17 protein-coding genes and 1 pseudogene are annotated in these 15704 nt (G+C 57.9%); 10 read left to right on the top strand and 8 right to left on the bottom strand.

Going from position 1 to position 15704, the window contains the following annotated elements:
• Nucleotides 1-54: 54 nt before the first annotated feature.
• Nucleotides 55-408 carry a hypothetical protein gene (locus VL752_RS07155; RefSeq protein ID WP_325353583.1) on the top strand — a complete coding sequence of 118 codons (354 nt, stop codon included), beginning with the start codon at nucleotides 55-57 and terminating at the stop codon, nucleotides 406-408.
• A gap of 789 nt (nucleotides 409-1197) precedes the next feature.
• The gene (locus VL752_RS22255) at nucleotides 1198-1620 is read left to right on the top strand and encodes a helix-turn-helix domain-containing protein (protein WP_408863071.1); all 423 of its coding nucleotides are present in this window, start codon (nucleotides 1198-1200) and stop codon (nucleotides 1618-1620) included.
• Nucleotides 1621-1757: 137 nt separating this feature from the next.
• On the opposite strand, the gene VL752_RS07150 is transcribed toward VL752_RS22255, so the two are convergent.
• From VL752_RS07150 to VL752_RS07130, 5 genes are read right to left on the bottom strand one after another with little or no spacing between them, the layout of a single operon-like run.
• Nucleotides 1758-2204: a CopD family protein gene (locus VL752_RS07150; RefSeq protein WP_325353581.1), complete on the bottom strand. Its 447-nt coding sequence runs from the start codon at nucleotides 2202-2204 to the stop codon at nucleotides 1758-1760.
• Nucleotides 2201-2533: a ferredoxin FdxA gene (fdxA, locus tag VL752_RS07145; RefSeq protein WP_325353579.1), complete on the bottom strand. Its 333-nt coding sequence runs from the start codon at nucleotides 2531-2533 to the stop codon at nucleotides 2201-2203. Before fdxA ends, VL752_RS07150 begins: the two co-directional genes overlap by 4 nt.
• 24 nt (nucleotides 2534-2557) lie before the next feature.
• Nucleotides 2558-2896: a hypothetical protein gene (locus VL752_RS07140; RefSeq protein WP_325353576.1), complete on the bottom strand. Its 339-nt coding sequence runs from the start codon at nucleotides 2894-2896 to the stop codon at nucleotides 2558-2560.
• A complete protein-coding gene (locus VL752_RS07135) occupies nucleotides 2893-3648 on the bottom strand; it encodes a DUF542 domain-containing protein (RefSeq protein ID WP_325353574.1) in 756 nt (251 codons plus the stop codon). The genes VL752_RS07140 and VL752_RS07135 overlap by 4 nt, the downstream gene beginning before the upstream one ends.
• The gene (locus tag VL752_RS07130) at nucleotides 3578-3988 is read right to left on the bottom strand and encodes a group III truncated hemoglobin (RefSeq protein WP_325353572.1); all 411 of its coding nucleotides are present in this window, start codon (nucleotides 3986-3988) and stop codon (nucleotides 3578-3580) included. The genes VL752_RS07135 and VL752_RS07130 overlap by 71 nt, the downstream gene beginning before the upstream one ends.
• Nucleotides 3989-4103: 115 nt before the next feature.
• Here VL752_RS07130 and VL752_RS07125 point away from each other — a divergent pair, with 115 nt between their 5' ends.
• On the top strand, nucleotides 4104-4502 hold the full coding sequence (locus VL752_RS07125; RefSeq protein WP_325353570.1) for an RrF2 family transcriptional regulator: 399 nt from the start codon (nucleotides 4104-4106) through the stop codon (nucleotides 4500-4502).
• A 616-nt stretch (nucleotides 4503-5118) separates the two neighbouring features.
• Here VL752_RS07125 and VL752_RS07115 read toward each other — a convergent pair.
• Both VL752_RS07115 and VL752_RS07110 read right to left on the bottom strand, forming a co-directional pair.
• Nucleotides 5119-5523: a DUF488 domain-containing protein gene (locus VL752_RS07115; protein ID WP_325353637.1), complete on the bottom strand. Its 405-nt coding sequence runs from the start codon at nucleotides 5521-5523 to the stop codon at nucleotides 5119-5121.
• 148 nt (nucleotides 5524-5671) lie between these two features.
• Nucleotides 5672-6217: an RrF2 family transcriptional regulator gene (locus tag VL752_RS07110; protein WP_325353568.1), complete on the bottom strand. Its 546-nt coding sequence runs from the start codon at nucleotides 6215-6217 to the stop codon at nucleotides 5672-5674.
• A gap of 526 nt (nucleotides 6218-6743) precedes the next feature.
• On the opposite strand from VL752_RS07110, the gene hmpA reads away from it, so the two are divergent.
• The 5 genes from hmpA to VL752_RS07085 all read left to right on the top strand — a co-directional run bounded on the left by hmpA (nucleotide 6744) and on the right by VL752_RS07085 (nucleotide 12432).
• Entirely contained in the window at nucleotides 6744-7931 is a 1188-nt protein-coding gene (gene hmpA / locus VL752_RS07105) for an NO-inducible flavohemoprotein (protein ID WP_325353566.1), read from the top strand.
• 78 nt (nucleotides 7932-8009) lie between these two features.
• The gene (locus tag VL752_RS07100; RefSeq protein ID WP_325353564.1) at nucleotides 8010-8432 is read left to right on the top strand and encodes a MarR family winged helix-turn-helix transcriptional regulator; all 423 of its coding nucleotides are present in this window, start codon (nucleotides 8010-8012) and stop codon (nucleotides 8430-8432) included.
• A 57-nt stretch (nucleotides 8433-8489) separates the two neighbouring features.
• Nucleotides 8490-10376 (top strand): chloride channel protein, encoded by a 1887-nt coding sequence (locus VL752_RS07095; protein ID WP_325353562.1) that lies wholly within the window; start codon nucleotides 8490-8492, stop codon nucleotides 10374-10376.
• A gap of 223 nt (nucleotides 10377-10599) precedes the next feature.
• Entirely contained in the window at nucleotides 10600-11298 is a 699-nt protein-coding gene (locus VL752_RS07090; RefSeq protein WP_325353560.1) for an HPP family protein, read from the top strand.
• A gap of 420 nt (nucleotides 11299-11718) precedes the next feature.
• Nucleotides 11719-12432 (top strand): 5-formyltetrahydrofolate cyclo-ligase, encoded by a 714-nt coding sequence (locus VL752_RS07085; RefSeq protein ID WP_325353558.1) that lies wholly within the window; start codon nucleotides 11719-11721, stop codon nucleotides 12430-12432.
• A gap of 986 nt (nucleotides 12433-13418) precedes the next feature.
• Here VL752_RS07085 and VL752_RS07080 read toward each other — a convergent pair.
• The gene (locus VL752_RS07080; protein ID WP_325353556.1) at nucleotides 13419-14285 is read right to left on the bottom strand and encodes a hypothetical protein; all 867 of its coding nucleotides are present in this window, start codon (nucleotides 14283-14285) and stop codon (nucleotides 13419-13421) included.
• A gap of 122 nt (nucleotides 14286-14407) precedes the next feature.
• Between VL752_RS07080 and VL752_RS07075 the strand changes: the two genes are divergently transcribed.
• Nucleotides 14408-14803: a cupin domain-containing protein gene (locus VL752_RS07075; protein ID WP_325353554.1), complete on the top strand. Its 396-nt coding sequence runs from the start codon at nucleotides 14408-14410 to the stop codon at nucleotides 14801-14803.
• Nucleotides 14804-14897: 94 nt separating this feature from the next.
• Nucleotides 14898-15699, top strand: a pseudogene (locus VL752_RS07070) (IS5 family transposase).
• The last annotated feature ends 5 nt before the right edge of the window (nucleotides 15700-15704 follow it).

The raw sequence follows: 15704 nt of genomic DNA, 5'->3' as shown, positions 1-15704 counted from the left end.
AGCCACGGCAACAGCGTCCCCCACGGCAAGGTGGAAGCGCAGCAGGAAAAAACCATGACCTTGCAGACCCGCAGGGAATACCCGGTGTCTTATGATCCGCGCATGAGCCTGGCCGTAATTGTAGCCATGGGTGACATGCTCAAAGCCTTAGCGGACCAAGATCGATGGAGGCACCGATCCCTACACCAAAACCCAGGTGCTTTGGGGGCTGCCATTAGGGGATGCCTGCAGGATCGATCGCAGAAGCGGAAGAAATGGATCAGCTTAGGCATTCGAGATGCTGGGAAATATTTGGACCATAACGTGCTGAATATATATATGAAAATATGCTCCAACTGTCATGTTTGCGCCAGTTTGGCGCAGACAGTGAGCGGGATGTTCCCCTGGGGTAAAAAAGTTGATAAATAGCCCCGTGGCCCTCGGGAACTTTCGTTTTCGAGGAAATTGCAGTTTGCTATAGGTAGGCGAGGCATAGCTCCAGTATCACTCTCGAAAGCATCACGTGTTAGCTCGTCCGCGATTCGAAACTACCTTCTGGGTCAGCTTCTGCCTCGATCGGCCGTTCTCGAGGGGCAGGAAATATTCTCGAGTTTCGCTCAATTTGACTGATCCGACGGTCGTGGAGCCTGAGGAAATTGTGCCCGTGGCCCCCCGGTCAGTCGTCCAGCCAGAGCTTCTTTGGTTGACTATCGCCGAAGCCAAGGCCGGTCTCTTCCTAGGGTCGGGCGCCGATCGTCCACAGTGGAGATAACGATACGGGGTTAACGCCGTATGTGGGTGGCGGATTTGATGCAAATAAAGCGGCGACAAGCGCTCCCCTCGGCTATTCGAACTTTATTACGCTGCCAACACCGCGTTCCAGACGACAGGCATACTGCTAGCGTTTAGGCCTGGTCTCCCAAGGGTAGACTAAACCTTCTGGAGCCGGCGCAATAACTCATTGCAGGCAATCGCGATCGTCGCCGGCCTGAACCGTTTAAACCCGAGTATCGGATCTATCCGGAGACCACCGAGATCACGGTGCAGGAAGAATCGTGTTGCCCTGGTGCGTACCGATGCAACGGTTCAACTTGAGCTAGATGAGAAGATTTGCTAACAAAGAATTAACTTAATTGACTCCGTCTTTAGTGACTGTTGCCTTGTGGCAATGTATCGCCCGTTATTTTTACTACCAACAATTCTGAGGCGCTCTTAGCTGTGAAAGACCTCGGCGTCACGGATTTGGATTGCCGGCAAGGCTCGCCGGAGTCTGGCCAGCAGACGCAAGCCGAACAGATCGCTGCTCGAATTCGGCGCAGACGCAAGGGAATGGGGCTTACGCAGGGGGAGGTGGCGCAGCGTGTGGGCGTTTCGCGGAGCGCTGTCGCGCAATGGGAGACGGCCCGAGCAGGGTTGCGGAGCGTCCACTTTTATCAAATCGCGCAAGTGCTGAGCGTATCAGTGACCTTTCTACTGGAAGGATCGCCTGACGAGCTCCACGGTGGCGCGACGATAGCCGATGAGCGAACCCTGCTGACGTTATATCGCTGCCTGAATGAGACTGGACGTGCCCAACTCTTACATCAAGGGGAGCGCCTTCTCGCGGCACACAAAAGAGCAGCCCGATCTCGCGCTTCGTAGCATGTTGAGGAAGTGCACCCTTAAGCGCTTGTCGGTCGAATCTCTTCCTCGGGCTCCAACGTGAACCGCTTCTGCTTCATACCCAAATCTCCTCTCCCTGTATCAGGAGCCATCCGCGTGCTCGAAGCAAGTCCAAGCTAAGGTTGTATCATCACCATCGTGACGATCATTGCGGCAAAGACGAGTGGCGCGGCGATACCGAGGCGGAGTACGGCGGCGGAAGGCACCCGGCCGTTGCGCAGCCGGCGCCGCCAGATAGAAAGGATGCCATGATACCAGGAAAGCATGACTACGGTCGCGAATTTGATGAGCCACCACGGTGCGTTCCAGGAGATGGCGCCGGGCGTAAGGATTAGAAGGATGCCGAAGCCCCACGCCGCATACATTGCCGGGTTGACCATGCGCTTGAATATCTGCCGCTCAAGGGTGACGAAGCTCTCCGCCCCTTCGCTGGTAACGGGAAGATCGCGATGACGCAAATAGATAACGGGCAACATAAGCATTCCTGCCATCCAGACGATCACCGAGAAAACATGCAGTGCGAGCACGTCGCGGTAGGCCGACACCAACGCTGGTATCGTCATGGCACGCCGGGTTCCAGCGAGATCAATTCGGTCTTGCCCGGCTTGTCCTTCCATGTGTCGGCGTCCGCCGGCGGCGTACCTTTGCGGGTGATGTTAGGCCACTTTGCTGCGAGCTCGCGGTTCTTCTCGATCCAGGTCGCCGCCTTGGCATCTGCATCAGGCACAATCGCTTCGGCCGGACACTCCGGCTCGCACACGCCGCAATCGATGCACTCGTCGGGATGAATCACCAGCATGTTCTCCCCGACATAGAAGCAATCGACGGGGCAAACCTCGACGCAATCCATATACTTGCACTTGATGCAGTTCTCGGTGACGACATAGGTCATGATCTTTTTAGATCTTGTTCGGGGTCAGGAGGCGTAGATCCAGGATGGCGGATCGCTGGCGGGGAACGAATCTTGGGAGGCGATGTCGATACGGCGGTCGTCGTCTCCAGCCGGGGGCCCCGCATCGGCGAAACTCTGCGCCCGTGCGACGACCTCCGCGGCGATCGCTGTATGAATCGAGGCGAGATGCCCCTGCGATGCGTCGGGTTCATCAGAAACGCAGGAACAGAACATCTCCCGCACGATGGCTATCGCAAGATCATCCGGAGAGATCGGGGTGGGGTGCGCCAATAGGTCGAGTAGCCTTCGAGCTGCTCCGTCGAGACGCTTGTCATCGATCGCATCCTGATACCGCGTGGTCATCGCCGTACCTCTTCCGCATGTTCATATCGCGGGAACAAAATATTGTTTTCGAGATGCACGTGCATCGTCAGATCCATGCGCAACCTCGTGAGACCCAGGTAAAGGCCGCGCCAAGTTGCGCAGACTTCGGCAGGCACGCTGCGATTATGCGTGATCTTGTCGATCAGCGCGAGTGCGGCCCCGTGATCGTCGTGCTCGGCACGCATGATCTGGATGGCGCTCGCGGCCATCGACCCGTCGCCTCGGAGTAGCAAGGGAAACAGGACGACCTCTTCCCGTTGCTGATGAACCCGTATTTCAGCGAGCAACCGCGCGAGAAGAACGGCGAGACCGGACAGGACGTTCGGATTATCCCGGTGCACGACTTCCACCTTCGTCGCAAGATCGCGCAGTTGCGGTATTTCCTGGAGATGTAGGGCGTGGTAGCGGCTTTTGATATGTTCGATCAGCAAGCTCGCCGGCGCATCCGCCCAGGTCTCGCCCCCTGCTCCAGCCGCGGGTGCGGCAGCAGCAAGTGCGCCGAGAACGGGTGCCGGTAGCGCGTGGGCCGCGTCGATCACCTCTGAAAGAGTGCGATCGCCACCGCAGCAGAAATCGAAGCCGAAATTCTGAAACACAGTGGCGGCTCCGGGTCGCCGCGCAGCAATATCGCCAATCCGAGCAGAGAGTAGGGTGGTAGAGTCAGACATCGGCGACCTCCGTGGTGTCGAGCGGGCGTTCCGGTAACTCGCCGCGATGGACGGCAACGCCATGCGAGAGGCTCTGGGCGATGCGGCGGGCGAGCAGGGCAAACCGTTCCGCGGCGGGTGGCGGGCATTGAGCTCGCGCGGTAGCTGTCCATAGTTCAAGCCAACGCTCGAAATGCTCATCCGCGATTGGCAGCGGCGCGTGCGCCTGCATCGGTGTGCCGCTATAGTGGCCACTCATCAGCGCCACCGAAGACCAGAAGGCGCACATGCGAGCAAGATGGCGGTCCCAGTCCGCAATCTTGGCTTCGAAGATCGGGCCGATGAGTGGGTCATGCCGTGCGGCTGCGTAGAAGCCATGCACCTGACGTTCGATCATTAGCTCGTCAATTCCAACATCCTGCATTGACAGCTCCGTGTGGCAATTTGTGCATGCCGCGTCTAAATAACGTATTTCAAATACCTATTTGCGGCTAAAATTACGCATTGTCAATACGTAATTCTTCCGCTAAGCCATCGCAATGATGCTCACCAATTATACGGATTATGGTCTGCGAGCGTTGATGCTACTCGCCGCCGAACCAGCGAGGGTACAGTCGGCGACCGTGCTCTCGGATCGTCTCGGCATCTCCCGCCATCACCTCGCGAAGATCCTGTTCGATCTTGTGGCAGGCGGTTATCTTGCGAGCGTTCGAGGCGCGGCGGGCGGAGTGATCCTGGCGCATCCGCCGGAGCAGATCCGGCTTGGCGAGGTTGTTCGCTACCTCGCCCGGGATCAAGCGCTTGTGGAATGCTTTCGCGCTGACGGCGGAAGCTGCCGGCTGCTACCGTCCTGTCGGCTGCGAGGCGCTTTGATCAGGGCGAAGGAAGCGTTCGCCTTCTCGCTCGATCAAAACACCCTCGCCGACATGCGCTTATGACGGCCACCTCCGATGATACCGGTAGCGGATTGAATCGTTCGCTAGACTAAATGCGAATGAACAGCCTCATGTGGTATCGGCACTTTTTGGGGCCGCCGGCGGAGCGTGAGAGGAGGGACGCCTATTAGTACGAGGCTGAGAATGGCGAGCCTAATATAGATCACAAGCTGTTCGCATAGCCGCATTCCCCCCATGGCGCCCCCGAAATATCCAGGCAATGGCGGTACTGCGATGCCGCCGAATGAGTCACGGCCGCCGATCCAGCCCCAAGCCCGGTCGACGGCGTGCGGCACGTAGTCCGGCACGAGCCGGAAGACGGTCGCGTGGTTCACGTCCATGCAGATTGCGACTGGCAGCTCGCCGATGAACGGGACGGGGAGGCTGCCGGACCATTGCCTTCTGACGTCAGGCGGCGGCGTTTGTTATTTTCTTCGGTTCGAACAAGGCCTCGCCTGGCTCAGTCGTCTCCGGCGATCTGCCATCCATTGCGAACGTTATCGCGATATTCACCACGCGCTCACGACTCTCGCTTGTTCCGCAATTTGCCTCAGGGCTTTGCATGGTAGGTTCCGAAACGCCTGCTCCATGGGTGCCGCTAAACAGATCGCAAGCAAGTCTATGGAGCGCTGCGGTCATATTCGTCTTTCAGATGGTCACACAGATATGCAGCCAGTACGAGCGCGTGATTATGCGCGGTATCATGGGCGGCATATAGGAGGGTTACATGCCTCCGCTTCAGCAATTCGGCAAGCCTTGCCACAGCGTCGTGCGCGTCACAGTTGCCGGCGAGTTCGGCTCGGTAGCGATCACTGAACTCGTCCCAACGCGCCGGATCGTGACCGAACCATTTGCGCAGCTCCGGGCTGGGAGCCACCTCCTTCAGCCACACGCTCAACTCAGCTTTATCCTTCCGCAGACCGCGCGGCCAAAGGCGATCGACTAATACACGCGCACCGTCGCTTTCTGCAGGCGGATCATAGGCCCGCTTTGTGCGCAAATCGAAAGTACGCCGTAGGGTCATCATTCGCCACCTTCGAATTCGAATGGAATTGAAACGAATCTCAACGAAGCATCCGACTAATAGTCGGAGACTCGTCAACAAGGATTGCTCAGTATCTCCACGGCAATCAGTCGCTGCCGCGACTGCAGCTGCCTGAACTAGCTTCGGCCTAGATCGACTGAAGGAGCCCGGATGGTTGTGTTTCAGCGGCCAGGATTTGGCGCAGGCGGTCTGGGTGGCCTGTCGCCATAATATCAGCCAAACTATATCGTTCCAGTGTTCCAAAGAACGTTTCGACAGCATCTCTAAAGGCGCAAACCATGCCGCAAGCAGGGGCTAGAGCGCACTCTCCGCATCCGACGAGATCAACCTTGCCTTCCGTATGGCGGATCATTTGGCCGATGTTGATCTCATTCGCGGGACGGCCAAGGCGAAGGCCGCCGCCGCGACCACGTAGGCTTTGCACATAGCCGGACCCGGCTAAGTCGCTCGCCACTTTCATCAAATGGTTCTGCGAAATGTCATGCGCCTTGGCGATCTCGCCAATCGAACAAAGCCGGCCCTCATGCGCCGCTAGATAGAGCATCACCCGGATCGCAAAGTCAGTGTATCGGGTCAGCCGCACCGGCAACTCCATATATGCATCGCACTTGCATGTTTTTATCCCGTGCAATAAATAGGTAACCACAATACCGCTTTTAGAGTCGAATGCCATGCAAATTGCCGAAGGTTCCCACGAACGCCACCTAGCGCTGTTTGTCAGCCATTTTGATAGTGATGTGCGCGCCAATCCATTGCTCGGGCCGCTATTCAGCCGGGCAATCGTGGATTGGCCCACCCGTGTTGAGCGACTGGCCAGCTTCTGGTCTTCGGTGAGGCACGCGAGAGGCCGGTACAAGCATCAGCCTTTACGCGTCCGTCTACGCGATCAAACGGAACCTTCGCCGGAGATGTTCGGGCGCTCGCTGAAATTTTTGGGAAAATAGCCCGGAGCAGCGCCTGCCGTCGGAAGCGGCGGATAGCACTCATCACCGAGACCGCCGCGCTGCCCACGGTCTGCAGGTGACCTGCTTTCCCTACATCCCTCCGGAGGTTCACCCCTCGCTTCCATCCCGCCTGCAGGCTGCTGATTTCAGAAATATCGGCCGCGTTCCTGCCCGTGTCCGGCGTGATGGACACGGATGGGCAAGTCGCGCGGATCCGGTCAGGTACCTTGACTACAACCCAGCAGGAGATACCTCATGCTTACAGCCGATCAAACTGCCATCATCAAGGCTACTGTTCCTATACTGGAAACTGGCGGCGAGGCACTGACCGCGCATTTTTATAAAATCATGCTGGGCGAGTATCCGCAGGTGCGGCCATTGTTCAACCAGGCGCATCAGGCGAGCGGTGCCCAGCCTCGTGCCCTGGCAAATGGGGTGCTGATGTACGCCAAGAATATCGACCGTCTGCAGGAGCTTGGTCCGCTGGCGACACAGATCGTGAACAAACATGTGTCGTTGCAGGTGTTGCCGGAGCATTACCCTGTCGTTGGCGCTTGCCTGCTGCGCGCGATCCGTGAGGTGTTGGGCTCGGAGACGGCCACGGAGGCGGTGATCGGAGCCTGGGCAGCCGCCTATCAGCAGTTAGCCGATGTTCTGATCGGCGCGGAGGCGGAAGCGTATGACAAGCGCGCCAAAGACCCGGGCGGCTGGCGCGGCGCTCGGGTCTTCCGTGTCACCCGCAAGGTTCCAGAGAGTGCCGAGATCACCTCTTTCCACCTTGAACCGGTGGACGGCCAGCCGGTTCTGGATTTCATACCTGGCCAATATCTCGGCCTGCGGCTGGTGCCCGATGGACAGGAAGTGCGGCGCAACTATTCGCTGTCTGCGGCCGCGAACGGGCGCAGCTATAGGATCAGCGTGAAGCGAGAAAGTGGCGGCTTGGTATCGAACTTCCTGCATGACCGGGTTGATGAGGGCAGTTTGCTGGATGTATTTCCGCCGGCCGGCGAATTCACTCTTCGAGAGGGCACCAGTCCGCTGGTTCTGATTAGCGGCGGTGTGGGCATTACGCCTACCCTTGCAATGGCGGAAGCGGCGCTTGCCAAGGGCGGTCGCGAGGTGACCTTCCTGCATTATGCCCGTACCAGGGAAGCACATGCCTTCGCGACGACGCTGCAAGGTTGGGCAGAGCTCTATCCGCAGCTCCGTCGCTTCATCGTTTACGAGCATGGCAAGGCGACCGATGGCAGCGACGCGCACGCGTTTGGCAGGCCTGCCATCGATCATTTGCAACGCTGGCTACCCGCTAATCTCGATTGCGATGTCTACTTTCTTGGACCAAAACCCTTTATGGCGTTCATCAAGCGTAGCCTTGCCGCGCTCGGCGTGCCTGGTCATCGAGCCCATTTTGAGTTTTTCGGCCCGGCGGAAGCGCTGGACTAAGGATGACTGCTGTACTCGGCGGCCCAGTAAAGGCCGCCCGGTATGGTGCTCGCGCTTGGCTGCGCGATATCATAGAGCATGACGAAACGACAAAAGCCCACCCATCAGCTCACCGATGAAGATTATCAGACCCTTGCGGCGTTTCGGACCGCGCTGCGACGTTTCACGCATTTCAGTGAGACCGCGGCCAAGTCCGCCGGTCTGACGCCGCAGCAGCACCAGGCTCTGCTCGCCATCCGGGCCGCAAAGGAGGCTGCCATCTCGATCGGTGAGCTGGCCGAGTATTTGGTCATCCAACCTCATAGCGCGAGTGAATTGGCGGACAGGCTGGTGGCACTAGGCCTCGTGAGCCGCGAGCCCGACGCGAGGGATCGGCGCATAATGAAGCTATGTCTGACGCAAACCGCCGAAGTGGCACTTTTGACGCTGTCCGTCACGCATCGAGATGAGTTGCGTGCACTTCGCCCCTTGCTGATCGAGCTGCTCGCTAAACTGGATTAGACACTTGATTATATCGTGATACGATATATACCCGGCCCGCTTTCAACTGAGGTGGCAATGGGCACGACGCGTTCCGGTGACAGACACGGACTTCTGGAAAAATTGGGGGATTTCACCACAGAGCCTCGGGTATTGGCCATCGCCGCGATGGGCGTCGTGGCGGGCACCGGCGGTGTTGCCGCTGGGTGGGCGCTCCTCCATCTCATCGGTATGGTGACCTCTGCCGCGTATTTTGGTCATCTTGCGATGACGGGCGCAGCCTCCGCCCACCTGCCACTATGGACCGTCGCGGTGCCTGCGATCGGTGGCCTCGCCATCGGCTTAATGGCACGGTACGGCAGCGAGAAAATCCGTGGCCACGGAATCCCGGAGGCGCTGGAGGCCATCATTCTGGGTGGCTCTCGGATGGGGCTGAAGGTTGCCATCCTAAAGCCGATTTCCTCGGCAATCTCGATCGGCACGGGCGGCCCATTCGGCGCCGAGGGGCCAATCATTATGACTGGCGGCGCCATTGGCTCCCTCTTCGCGCAGCTGTTTTCGCTAACCGATATGGAGCGCAAGACTCTGCTGGTGGCGGGTGCCTGTGCGGGCATGACCGCCGTGTTTGGCACGCCGGTCGCGGCCATGCTTCTCGCTGTCGAGCTGCTCCTGTTTGAACTCAAGCCACGGAGCTTTCTGCCCGTGGCTGTCGCCTGCATCACCGCTTCCCTCGAGCGCCAATACGTGCTGACGGCGACACCTTTATTTCCGTTCACGGGCAATGTGACTGTCGATCCTATTCATGGCTTGGGGTGGGTTGGCCTGGGTCTCATTGCGGGCTTAGGCTCGGCGCTGCTCACAGTCATGGTCTATGCTGCGGAGGATTGGTTCGCGCGCCTGAAGCTGCATTGGATGTGGTGGCCGGCCATCGGTGGCCTTGTTGTCGGCATCGGCGGACTGATCGACCCCCGCGCGCTTGGGGTTGGCTATCCCAATATTGCGCATATGCTTGCGGGTGGATTGACGGGACTATCCGCGCTCCGGCTTCTGACCGTGAAATCCGTCATATGGTCGGTGGCATTAGGGTCCGGTACGTCTGGCGGCGTTCTCGCCCCGCTGTTGATCATCGGCGGTGGGCTAGGGGCCGTGTTGGCACCGTGGCTGCCCGCTGCCGCACCGGGTTTCTGGTCGGTCCTCGGCATGGCGGCGATGATGGGCGGAACCATGCGGGCGCCGCTGACAGCCACCCTGTTTGCGGTGGAATTGACGGGGAACCACAGCGTCCTGTTGCCTGTCATCGCCGCCAGCATGGGGAGCTATGCCGTCACGGTGCTGGTGATGAAGCGCTCGATCCTGACGGAAAAACTGGCCCGCCGCGGACACCATGTCACCCGCGAATATAGCGTCGATCTGGCCTCGTTGGTGCGTGTGCGGGAGATCATGGCAACGCCTGTCGAAACCTTGCATGCGGGCATCACGGTAGGTGAGGCGATCGACTTCTTCCTAGAGCCCAAACACCGGCATCGCGCCTATCCAGTGGTGGACGCCGAAAGGCGGCTTGTTGGTTTAGTCTCGCGTGCCGACATATTGGGGTGGATCGGCGCACAGATACCTCGCACCGATCTCATCTCTGACATTTTGATGGGTAGCGAGGTGCCCACGGCATTGCTCGACGAGACAATCGCGACAATTGCTGTAAGAATGATGGCTCAGCAGGCGCCAAGGATGCCCGTCATCGACCCCGAAACACGCGCATTGCTCGGAATCGTTTCGCGAGGTGATCTCATCAAGCTGCGCTGGCGGGAATTCGAGGCTGAGACCAGCCGCGGGACGCTTTTCCGACGTCGCCACAAAAGAACGTCAAACAAAGAACCTTTATCCGATGAAATGCCGATCGTCGTTGAGAAACTAACGGACGATGCCAGCAGTCGCGCGCTACTCCCTCGTGGAACGAACGGGATTTAATCGCTATGAAATTGTTAAAAATTGATTTTGGCAAGTCGAGTCAGCCTGATCGTGGAGAGGACCACCTGCACAAAATTTTTGAAACAATATTTTACGCGGCTGGATTGGCCTTGATGCTGGTCACCATTGTCATCGTCGCCATAATCGTATGTGGAATCATCTATTGTCTGTTCGATGCTTTGATTCTTCATAGAGTCCCATACGTTCATCTGCCGGCAAATCGATGAATTTATGGCGTCGCTTCCTGCCATATCCGCTATCGACAAGCTATAGCGAACGTCTGCGCGGGGGGATCGGTGCTTTTTTGGGCATTTTGCTCACCGGTTCCATCTGCACGGCATGGCTCGGTTCGACGAATGGTCTGCCATTGTTGATTGCGCCGATGGGCGCATCTGCTGTGCTGCTTTTCGGCGTGCCGGCAAGCCCACTTGCCCAACCCTGGTCGATCATTGGGGGCAATCTTGTCGCCGCGCTAATCGGAGTAACCGCAGCTCACTGGATTGCATCTCCTGTCATCGCGGCCGCGGTGGCAGTCGGCTTTTCCTTCACAGCAATGTCATTGCTGCGCTGTGTTCATCCGCCAAGCGGCGCAGTTGCACTCACTGCTGTGCTGGGTAGTCCACATGTCGCAGCGCTCGGTTATAGTTTCGTAATGGTGCCTGTCGGCCTTAATTCGTTTCTGCTTGCGATAACGGCTATTGCCTACAACAATGCTACTGGCCGTTCCTACCCGCACCATGCACACGTTCCAGCCCATCCGCATCCGCCGATCGCGCAGCTCTCTCTCGATCCCACCGAACTCGATGAGGTGCTAGCGGATTATGGAGAAGCCGTTGACATCAGCCGCGATGATCTTGAGGCGCTGTTCCAGGAACTGCTAGGACGGGCCCAACGCCAGAGTAAGACAAAGGCTATAGGGTGAACGTCAAATACCATGCTGGTGCTGGGCTCGCAACGGCCTGAGCCGACCGGATTTTGCCTGAGTCCAAAGGTAGCCGGCGGCCGCATCTCTAATGTCGCAATGTTCACGGCTGATTGGCTATTATTGACTCTTAATAGATAAGATCGATAATGTCTGCGGCTCTGTTAGCCCAGACTGACGGTAACGTTGGATGGCGCGGTCACAGGCCCAGCGGGGATAGACAGGTGCTTTGTCGCAGTCAGGAGCGCGGTCGATTAATGACTCTGGTCTGGGAACACCTACCAGAATCTTGCGCCATCAAACGAGTTGGGCGAGACGCATGGCTCAGTTACCACAAAATAGATTGGGTCCATACTGAACTGCATGCGTTGTCCCGGTCAGGACGTGGGGCTGGTTCGGTTGTGACGAAGGAGAGCGGACATGAGCGGGAATGACAAGGCGCATCATGAGGGTGATCCTGAAGACGACGAGTTTGAGTTCCGGTCCTACAGTTCGCCCGCATGTATGATGCACGAATTCGATCATATATCGAATTCTCAACCCGAAGAGCCGCCCACAACCAATCCGGTCCACCACTGGGAGGAGATTCGCTTGTGGCGAAAAGCCAAGCGTGTCACGCTGATCGAACGTCGTCTGGCCATTTCGTCAAGGGAGCGAAGCGCTCACAGCCAAGCGATTACCGCCGCACTCCTGAAAGTCCTGCCAATAGAAGCCGGGACGTTGATCGGCTTCTATTGGCCGTTTAGGGGGGAATATGATCCGCGTGGAGTGATAAGACTTCTGCACGCTCAAAAAGTAAGGCTTGCGCTCCCAGTCGTCGTGCGTAAGGCGGAACCATTGATCTTTCGTGAATGGCGGCCTGGGATCACGATGGCGAGCGGTTTATGGAACATTCCCGTCCCTGCCGTGGGTGAGCCCGTGGCGCCCAGCTTGTTGCTAGTGCCGGTCGTAGGCTTTGATCGACAGAATTATCGGCTAGGGTACGGGGGGGGATATTATGATCGTACGCTCGCGGCGCCGGGGCGACCACGAACTGTCGGCGTGGGTTTTGAACACTCTCAAATTGCAACAATTTACCCACAGGCGCACGATATCCCCATGGATCAGGTCATTACCGAACGAGCGATCACGTAGACAAAACGCGGACCTCGGCTTTCGGAAACCCGAAATTTTGTGATTCGCTAACGAAGGAGCGGACGTGCGCTAGGCAGCTCCGGATGTTGCGATTTGATATACTGGTTTAGACTGGACGAAAACATAATGGGCTCGCTTCATGACTGGCGTCTACGTTACAGAGACTGCCAGATCACGACTTCAGGAGAGGGTCGGCGGGCTGCGTAATGGCTCGCTCCATCTAGATCTCCGTCCTTCATCCTCGCATCCTTTGACCTTTTGCGTTCAACATGAGGAAGTTTCCATCGACTTGCGTTCAACATGAGGAAGTTTCCATCGACGGAGTTTTATTCCGGCGCAGGCAGCCAACCCTGCTTCCTCACTGAGGCATTTGTCTCCGACGCTTACAGGATAGAAATACGGTACCCGCTGACGTCACGCAACGCCAAGAAGTCGGATCAGGCCACGCTGATCGCGCCCAGCACGACGAGCGACAGTGTAACCGCGGCCATCACGCGCCCCCCTGCCTTGGCTACCGCTCGAATATTGATCCCCAGTCCTACTGCTGCCGGGAGGTGGGGTGGGGGGGTCGTTATCAAGCGTTGAGAAACGTCATTTGGAATGTTGTCGTTAACGGACTGCCATTGGCACTTAGGTCGAGTTTGGCAGCAATCGGTTGGTTGGGTAGAGCCTAAGATGCGGCAAGCATTCCGCTGGCACTCCTGCCCGTCTCTAGCTCCTTTACGCCCAGCATCTCTGCAACCAGGGCGAGGACCGGGCAGCTTCAAAGGACAGGGAGGGATTTCTGGCACGCTCAACCCACTGCCGGTTTGTCCATGTAATCGATTCGCCAATCTGGATCGGCTTTAGCGCCAATGTCCGTCGGCTCTCGGCGAAGCAGGCGAGAGCCAGCCTCGCCAGACCAATGCCAACATGAAGGTCCTCTGCGTGCACTTCGAGTTGAAACTGCAGTCCCCCCTAGGATCAACGCATCGACGGCTGCACGTTCAACTGTCTTTGGCTCCTTCAAGCGATGCAGCATCAATGATCGCTTCGACCAAAGAACCACCTTCAGCTGCGCTCAGCGTCATGGGGAAGCGCACGCCCTCGAAAAGGGCCGTGAGAGTGCATTCCAAAGCTTCCTTTAGTCCCTGCCCGTCGGTGATTAGGATGAGTGGCATGCCGACCGCGCCTAATCGCTCTTGAAGGGCGGGGTATATAGTTAAAAGATCGTATTGTTGACGGTCGCCTGATTGATTTTGAAAAGCGGTTGTAATGCCGGCAATCGGGCGACTGCCGATGGCAAGAACATAGGCGAGCGAACGTCTCAGAGAGGCATCGGTGAGCGCGTCTGGATTGAGAGTGGTCGGCTGCATCAGCTCCAAGTTGGCTCGACGAACGGCTGCCATGACCGCACGCCTCGTGCGGTCATCAAGCTGCCCGGCTGATCGGAAGCGCCTCCGATAACTGTCCTTGTGCACCTCGGCGACGCGGAGCAGCGAAAGGACCGAGACTCCACTATCCAATATCCGGTCTACCCCAACGTGCATCAACTGGCTGGCAACCCAATCAATGCGACCGGGCTCGTCACCAACAGCAGGCGGAAATCCCCACTTCTCGACCTGGTTGTCGGAACTGTTGAAGGCGACTAGATCGAGGAGTAGCGGGTAGATTGAAGGAAATCGACGCAGCATGCCGGCTAGTGCATTTTGCGTCAGTGGGCCTTGGTCGATCACCGCCTGCAGTTGCAGAATCTCCGGTTTTTTCGAACCCAGTCGCCTGTTAATCACCTGCCAGTCGATGAAATCATCACTGGCAAGAAGATTAGGCGATATCGAGGCGCGGAATGCGCTGATACGATCATCTAGATGCATGCGCGAATCTCTACTGCTTAAACACGCGCAACTCTACTATGCCGTCGAATACAATGCAGCCCCAACTCACCTAGCAGCAGCTTGCGGTTGAACTGCGTCGTACGCGGATGATTCCCCTGATCATGAAGATCAAAGCGCGATCATTGAACGATATTAAGAACTGGAGCTCCCATGCTGGCGAGGAGTTCATCTATGTCATTAAAGGAACGGTCACGCTGTATACGGAATTCTACAGCCCGCTCGAACTCAAGGTGGGAGAAAGCGCCTATATGCATAGCGAAATGGAGAGCAGCGCCGCAAAACTGACGCTCCGGGAAGGCGCAGAACCGCAAAGCCGGAGACGCGGCGTTCCGCATCGCCGACTTTTCGGGAATCAGATTGTGAGTAAGCGTGGAACAAGGACCCCCGCTTTGGGGTTATCGGCGGCGATTAGACGACCTCATCAGTTTCAGGGATGTCACTTCTCTGAGCCGATCTCGGCGTTGGCGTTTGCAGAACTACTCACGACAACGCGGTGAGCGTATTAAGAATGCCTCACGACAACGCGGTGAGCGTATTAAGAATGCCTTTCAAAACCCTTGTACTCGGGTCGGGTCTGATTCATGAGAAGGGATGCTCGCTCCTCTCTTGCCCGAATCGCTGTGGCTGCTCATCGAGCCATTGCTTCCACCGATGTCGCCCAAGCCCAAGGGTGGCCGACCACCTGTTTTGTCGCGTGCCGCGCTGACCGGCATCCTGTTCGTGCTGCGCACCGGCTTTCCATGAGAAATGCTGCCGGCGGAGATCGGGTGCGGATCAGGTGTGACCTGCTGGCGACGACTGCGCGACTGGCAAGCGGCCGGGGTGTGGCAGCGTCTGCACCACGAGTTGCTGCGCCAACTGCGAGACGCAGACCGCATCGATTGGAGCCGAGCCTGCATGGACAGCTCGTCCATTGCGGCCAAAAAGGGGGAGCCGCGACAGGTCGGAACCCAACCGACCGAGGCAAGCCGAGCACAAAACGCCATCTGATCACGGATCGACGTGGCATTCTGCTCGCCTTTCTGCTTACCGGAGCCAACGTCCACGACAGCATACCTTTCGAGGATCTACTGGACGCCGTACCGCCCATCGCGGACAAGCGCGGCAGACCGAAAAGCAAGCCTGACAAGCCGCACGCCGACAAAGCCTATGATCACCGGCGCTGCCGCCGAGCCTGTCTGCGTCGCCGTATCAAGCCACGTCTCGCCCGGTGCGGCGTCGACACCAGCCAGAAGCTAGGCGCCCATCGATGGGTGATCGAGCGCAGCTTCACATGGTTCAACAAGTTCAGGCGGCTCACTATCCGCTATGAACGCAGGCTCGACAACATCACGCCGTCACCTCAATCGCCTGCTCAATCATCTGCCTGCGAGCATTGGGAGGACGGTTTTGAAAGGC

Origin of the sequence: Acidisoma sp. (assembly GCF_035492295.1) — a bacterium.
Taxonomy (GTDB): Bacteria; Pseudomonadota; Alphaproteobacteria; order Acetobacterales; family Acetobacteraceae; genus Acidisoma.
This window is presented reverse-complemented; position numbering and strand designations above follow the sequence as displayed.

Bases quoted from the DNA above. Each gene is read 5' to 3' on its own strand.
- VL752_RS07100 (WP_325353564.1), top strand. From the start codon at position 8,010: ATGACGAAACGACAAAAGCCCACCCATCAGCTCACCGATGAAGATTAT.
- VL752_RS07080 (WP_325353556.1), bottom strand. From the start codon at position 14,285: ATGCATCTAGATGATCGTATCAGCGCATTCCGCGCCTCGATATCGCCT.
- VL752_RS07125 (WP_325353570.1), top strand. From the start codon at position 4,104: ATGATGCTCACCAATTATACGGATTATGGTCTGCGAGCGTTGATGCTA.
- VL752_RS07090 (WP_325353560.1), top strand. From the start codon at position 10,600: ATGAATTTATGGCGTCGCTTCCTGCCATATCCGCTATCGACAAGCTAT.
- VL752_RS07110 (WP_325353568.1), bottom strand. From the start codon at position 6,217: ATGGCATTCGACTCTAAAAGCGGTATTGTGGTTACCTATTTATTGCAC.
- hmpA (WP_325353566.1), top strand. From the start codon at position 6,744: ATGCTTACAGCCGATCAAACTGCCATCATCAAGGCTACTGTTCCTATA.
- VL752_RS07115 (WP_325353637.1), bottom strand. From the start codon at position 5,523: ATGACCCTACGGCGTACTTTCGATTTGCGCACAAAGCGGGCCTATGAT.
- VL752_RS07095 (WP_325353562.1), top strand. From the start codon at position 8,490: ATGGGCACGACGCGTTCCGGTGACAGACACGGACTTCTGGAAAAATTG.
- VL752_RS07140 (WP_325353576.1), bottom strand. From the start codon at position 2,896: ATGACCACGCGGTATCAGGATGCGATCGATGACAAGCGTCTCGACGGA.
- VL752_RS07085 (WP_325353558.1), top strand. From the start codon at position 11,719: ATGAGCGGGAATGACAAGGCGCATCATGAGGGTGATCCTGAAGACGAC.
- VL752_RS07135 (WP_325353574.1), bottom strand. From the start codon at position 3,648: ATGGCGTTGCCGTCCATCGCGGCGAGTTACCGGAACGCCCGCTCGACA.
- VL752_RS07150 (WP_325353581.1), bottom strand. From the start codon at position 2,204: ATGACGATACCAGCGTTGGTGTCGGCCTACCGCGACGTGCTCGCACTG.
- fdxA (WP_325353579.1), bottom strand. From the start codon at position 2,533: ATGACCTATGTCGTCACCGAGAACTGCATCAAGTGCAAGTATATGGAT.
- VL752_RS07130 (WP_325353572.1), bottom strand. From the start codon at position 3,988: ATGCAGGATGTTGGAATTGACGAGCTAATGATCGAACGTCAGGTGCAT.
- VL752_RS07075 (WP_325353554.1), top strand. From the start codon at position 14,408: ATGAAGATCAAAGCGCGATCATTGAACGATATTAAGAACTGGAGCTCC.
- VL752_RS07155 (WP_325353583.1), top strand. From the start codon at position 55: ATGACCTTGCAGACCCGCAGGGAATACCCGGTGTCTTATGATCCGCGC.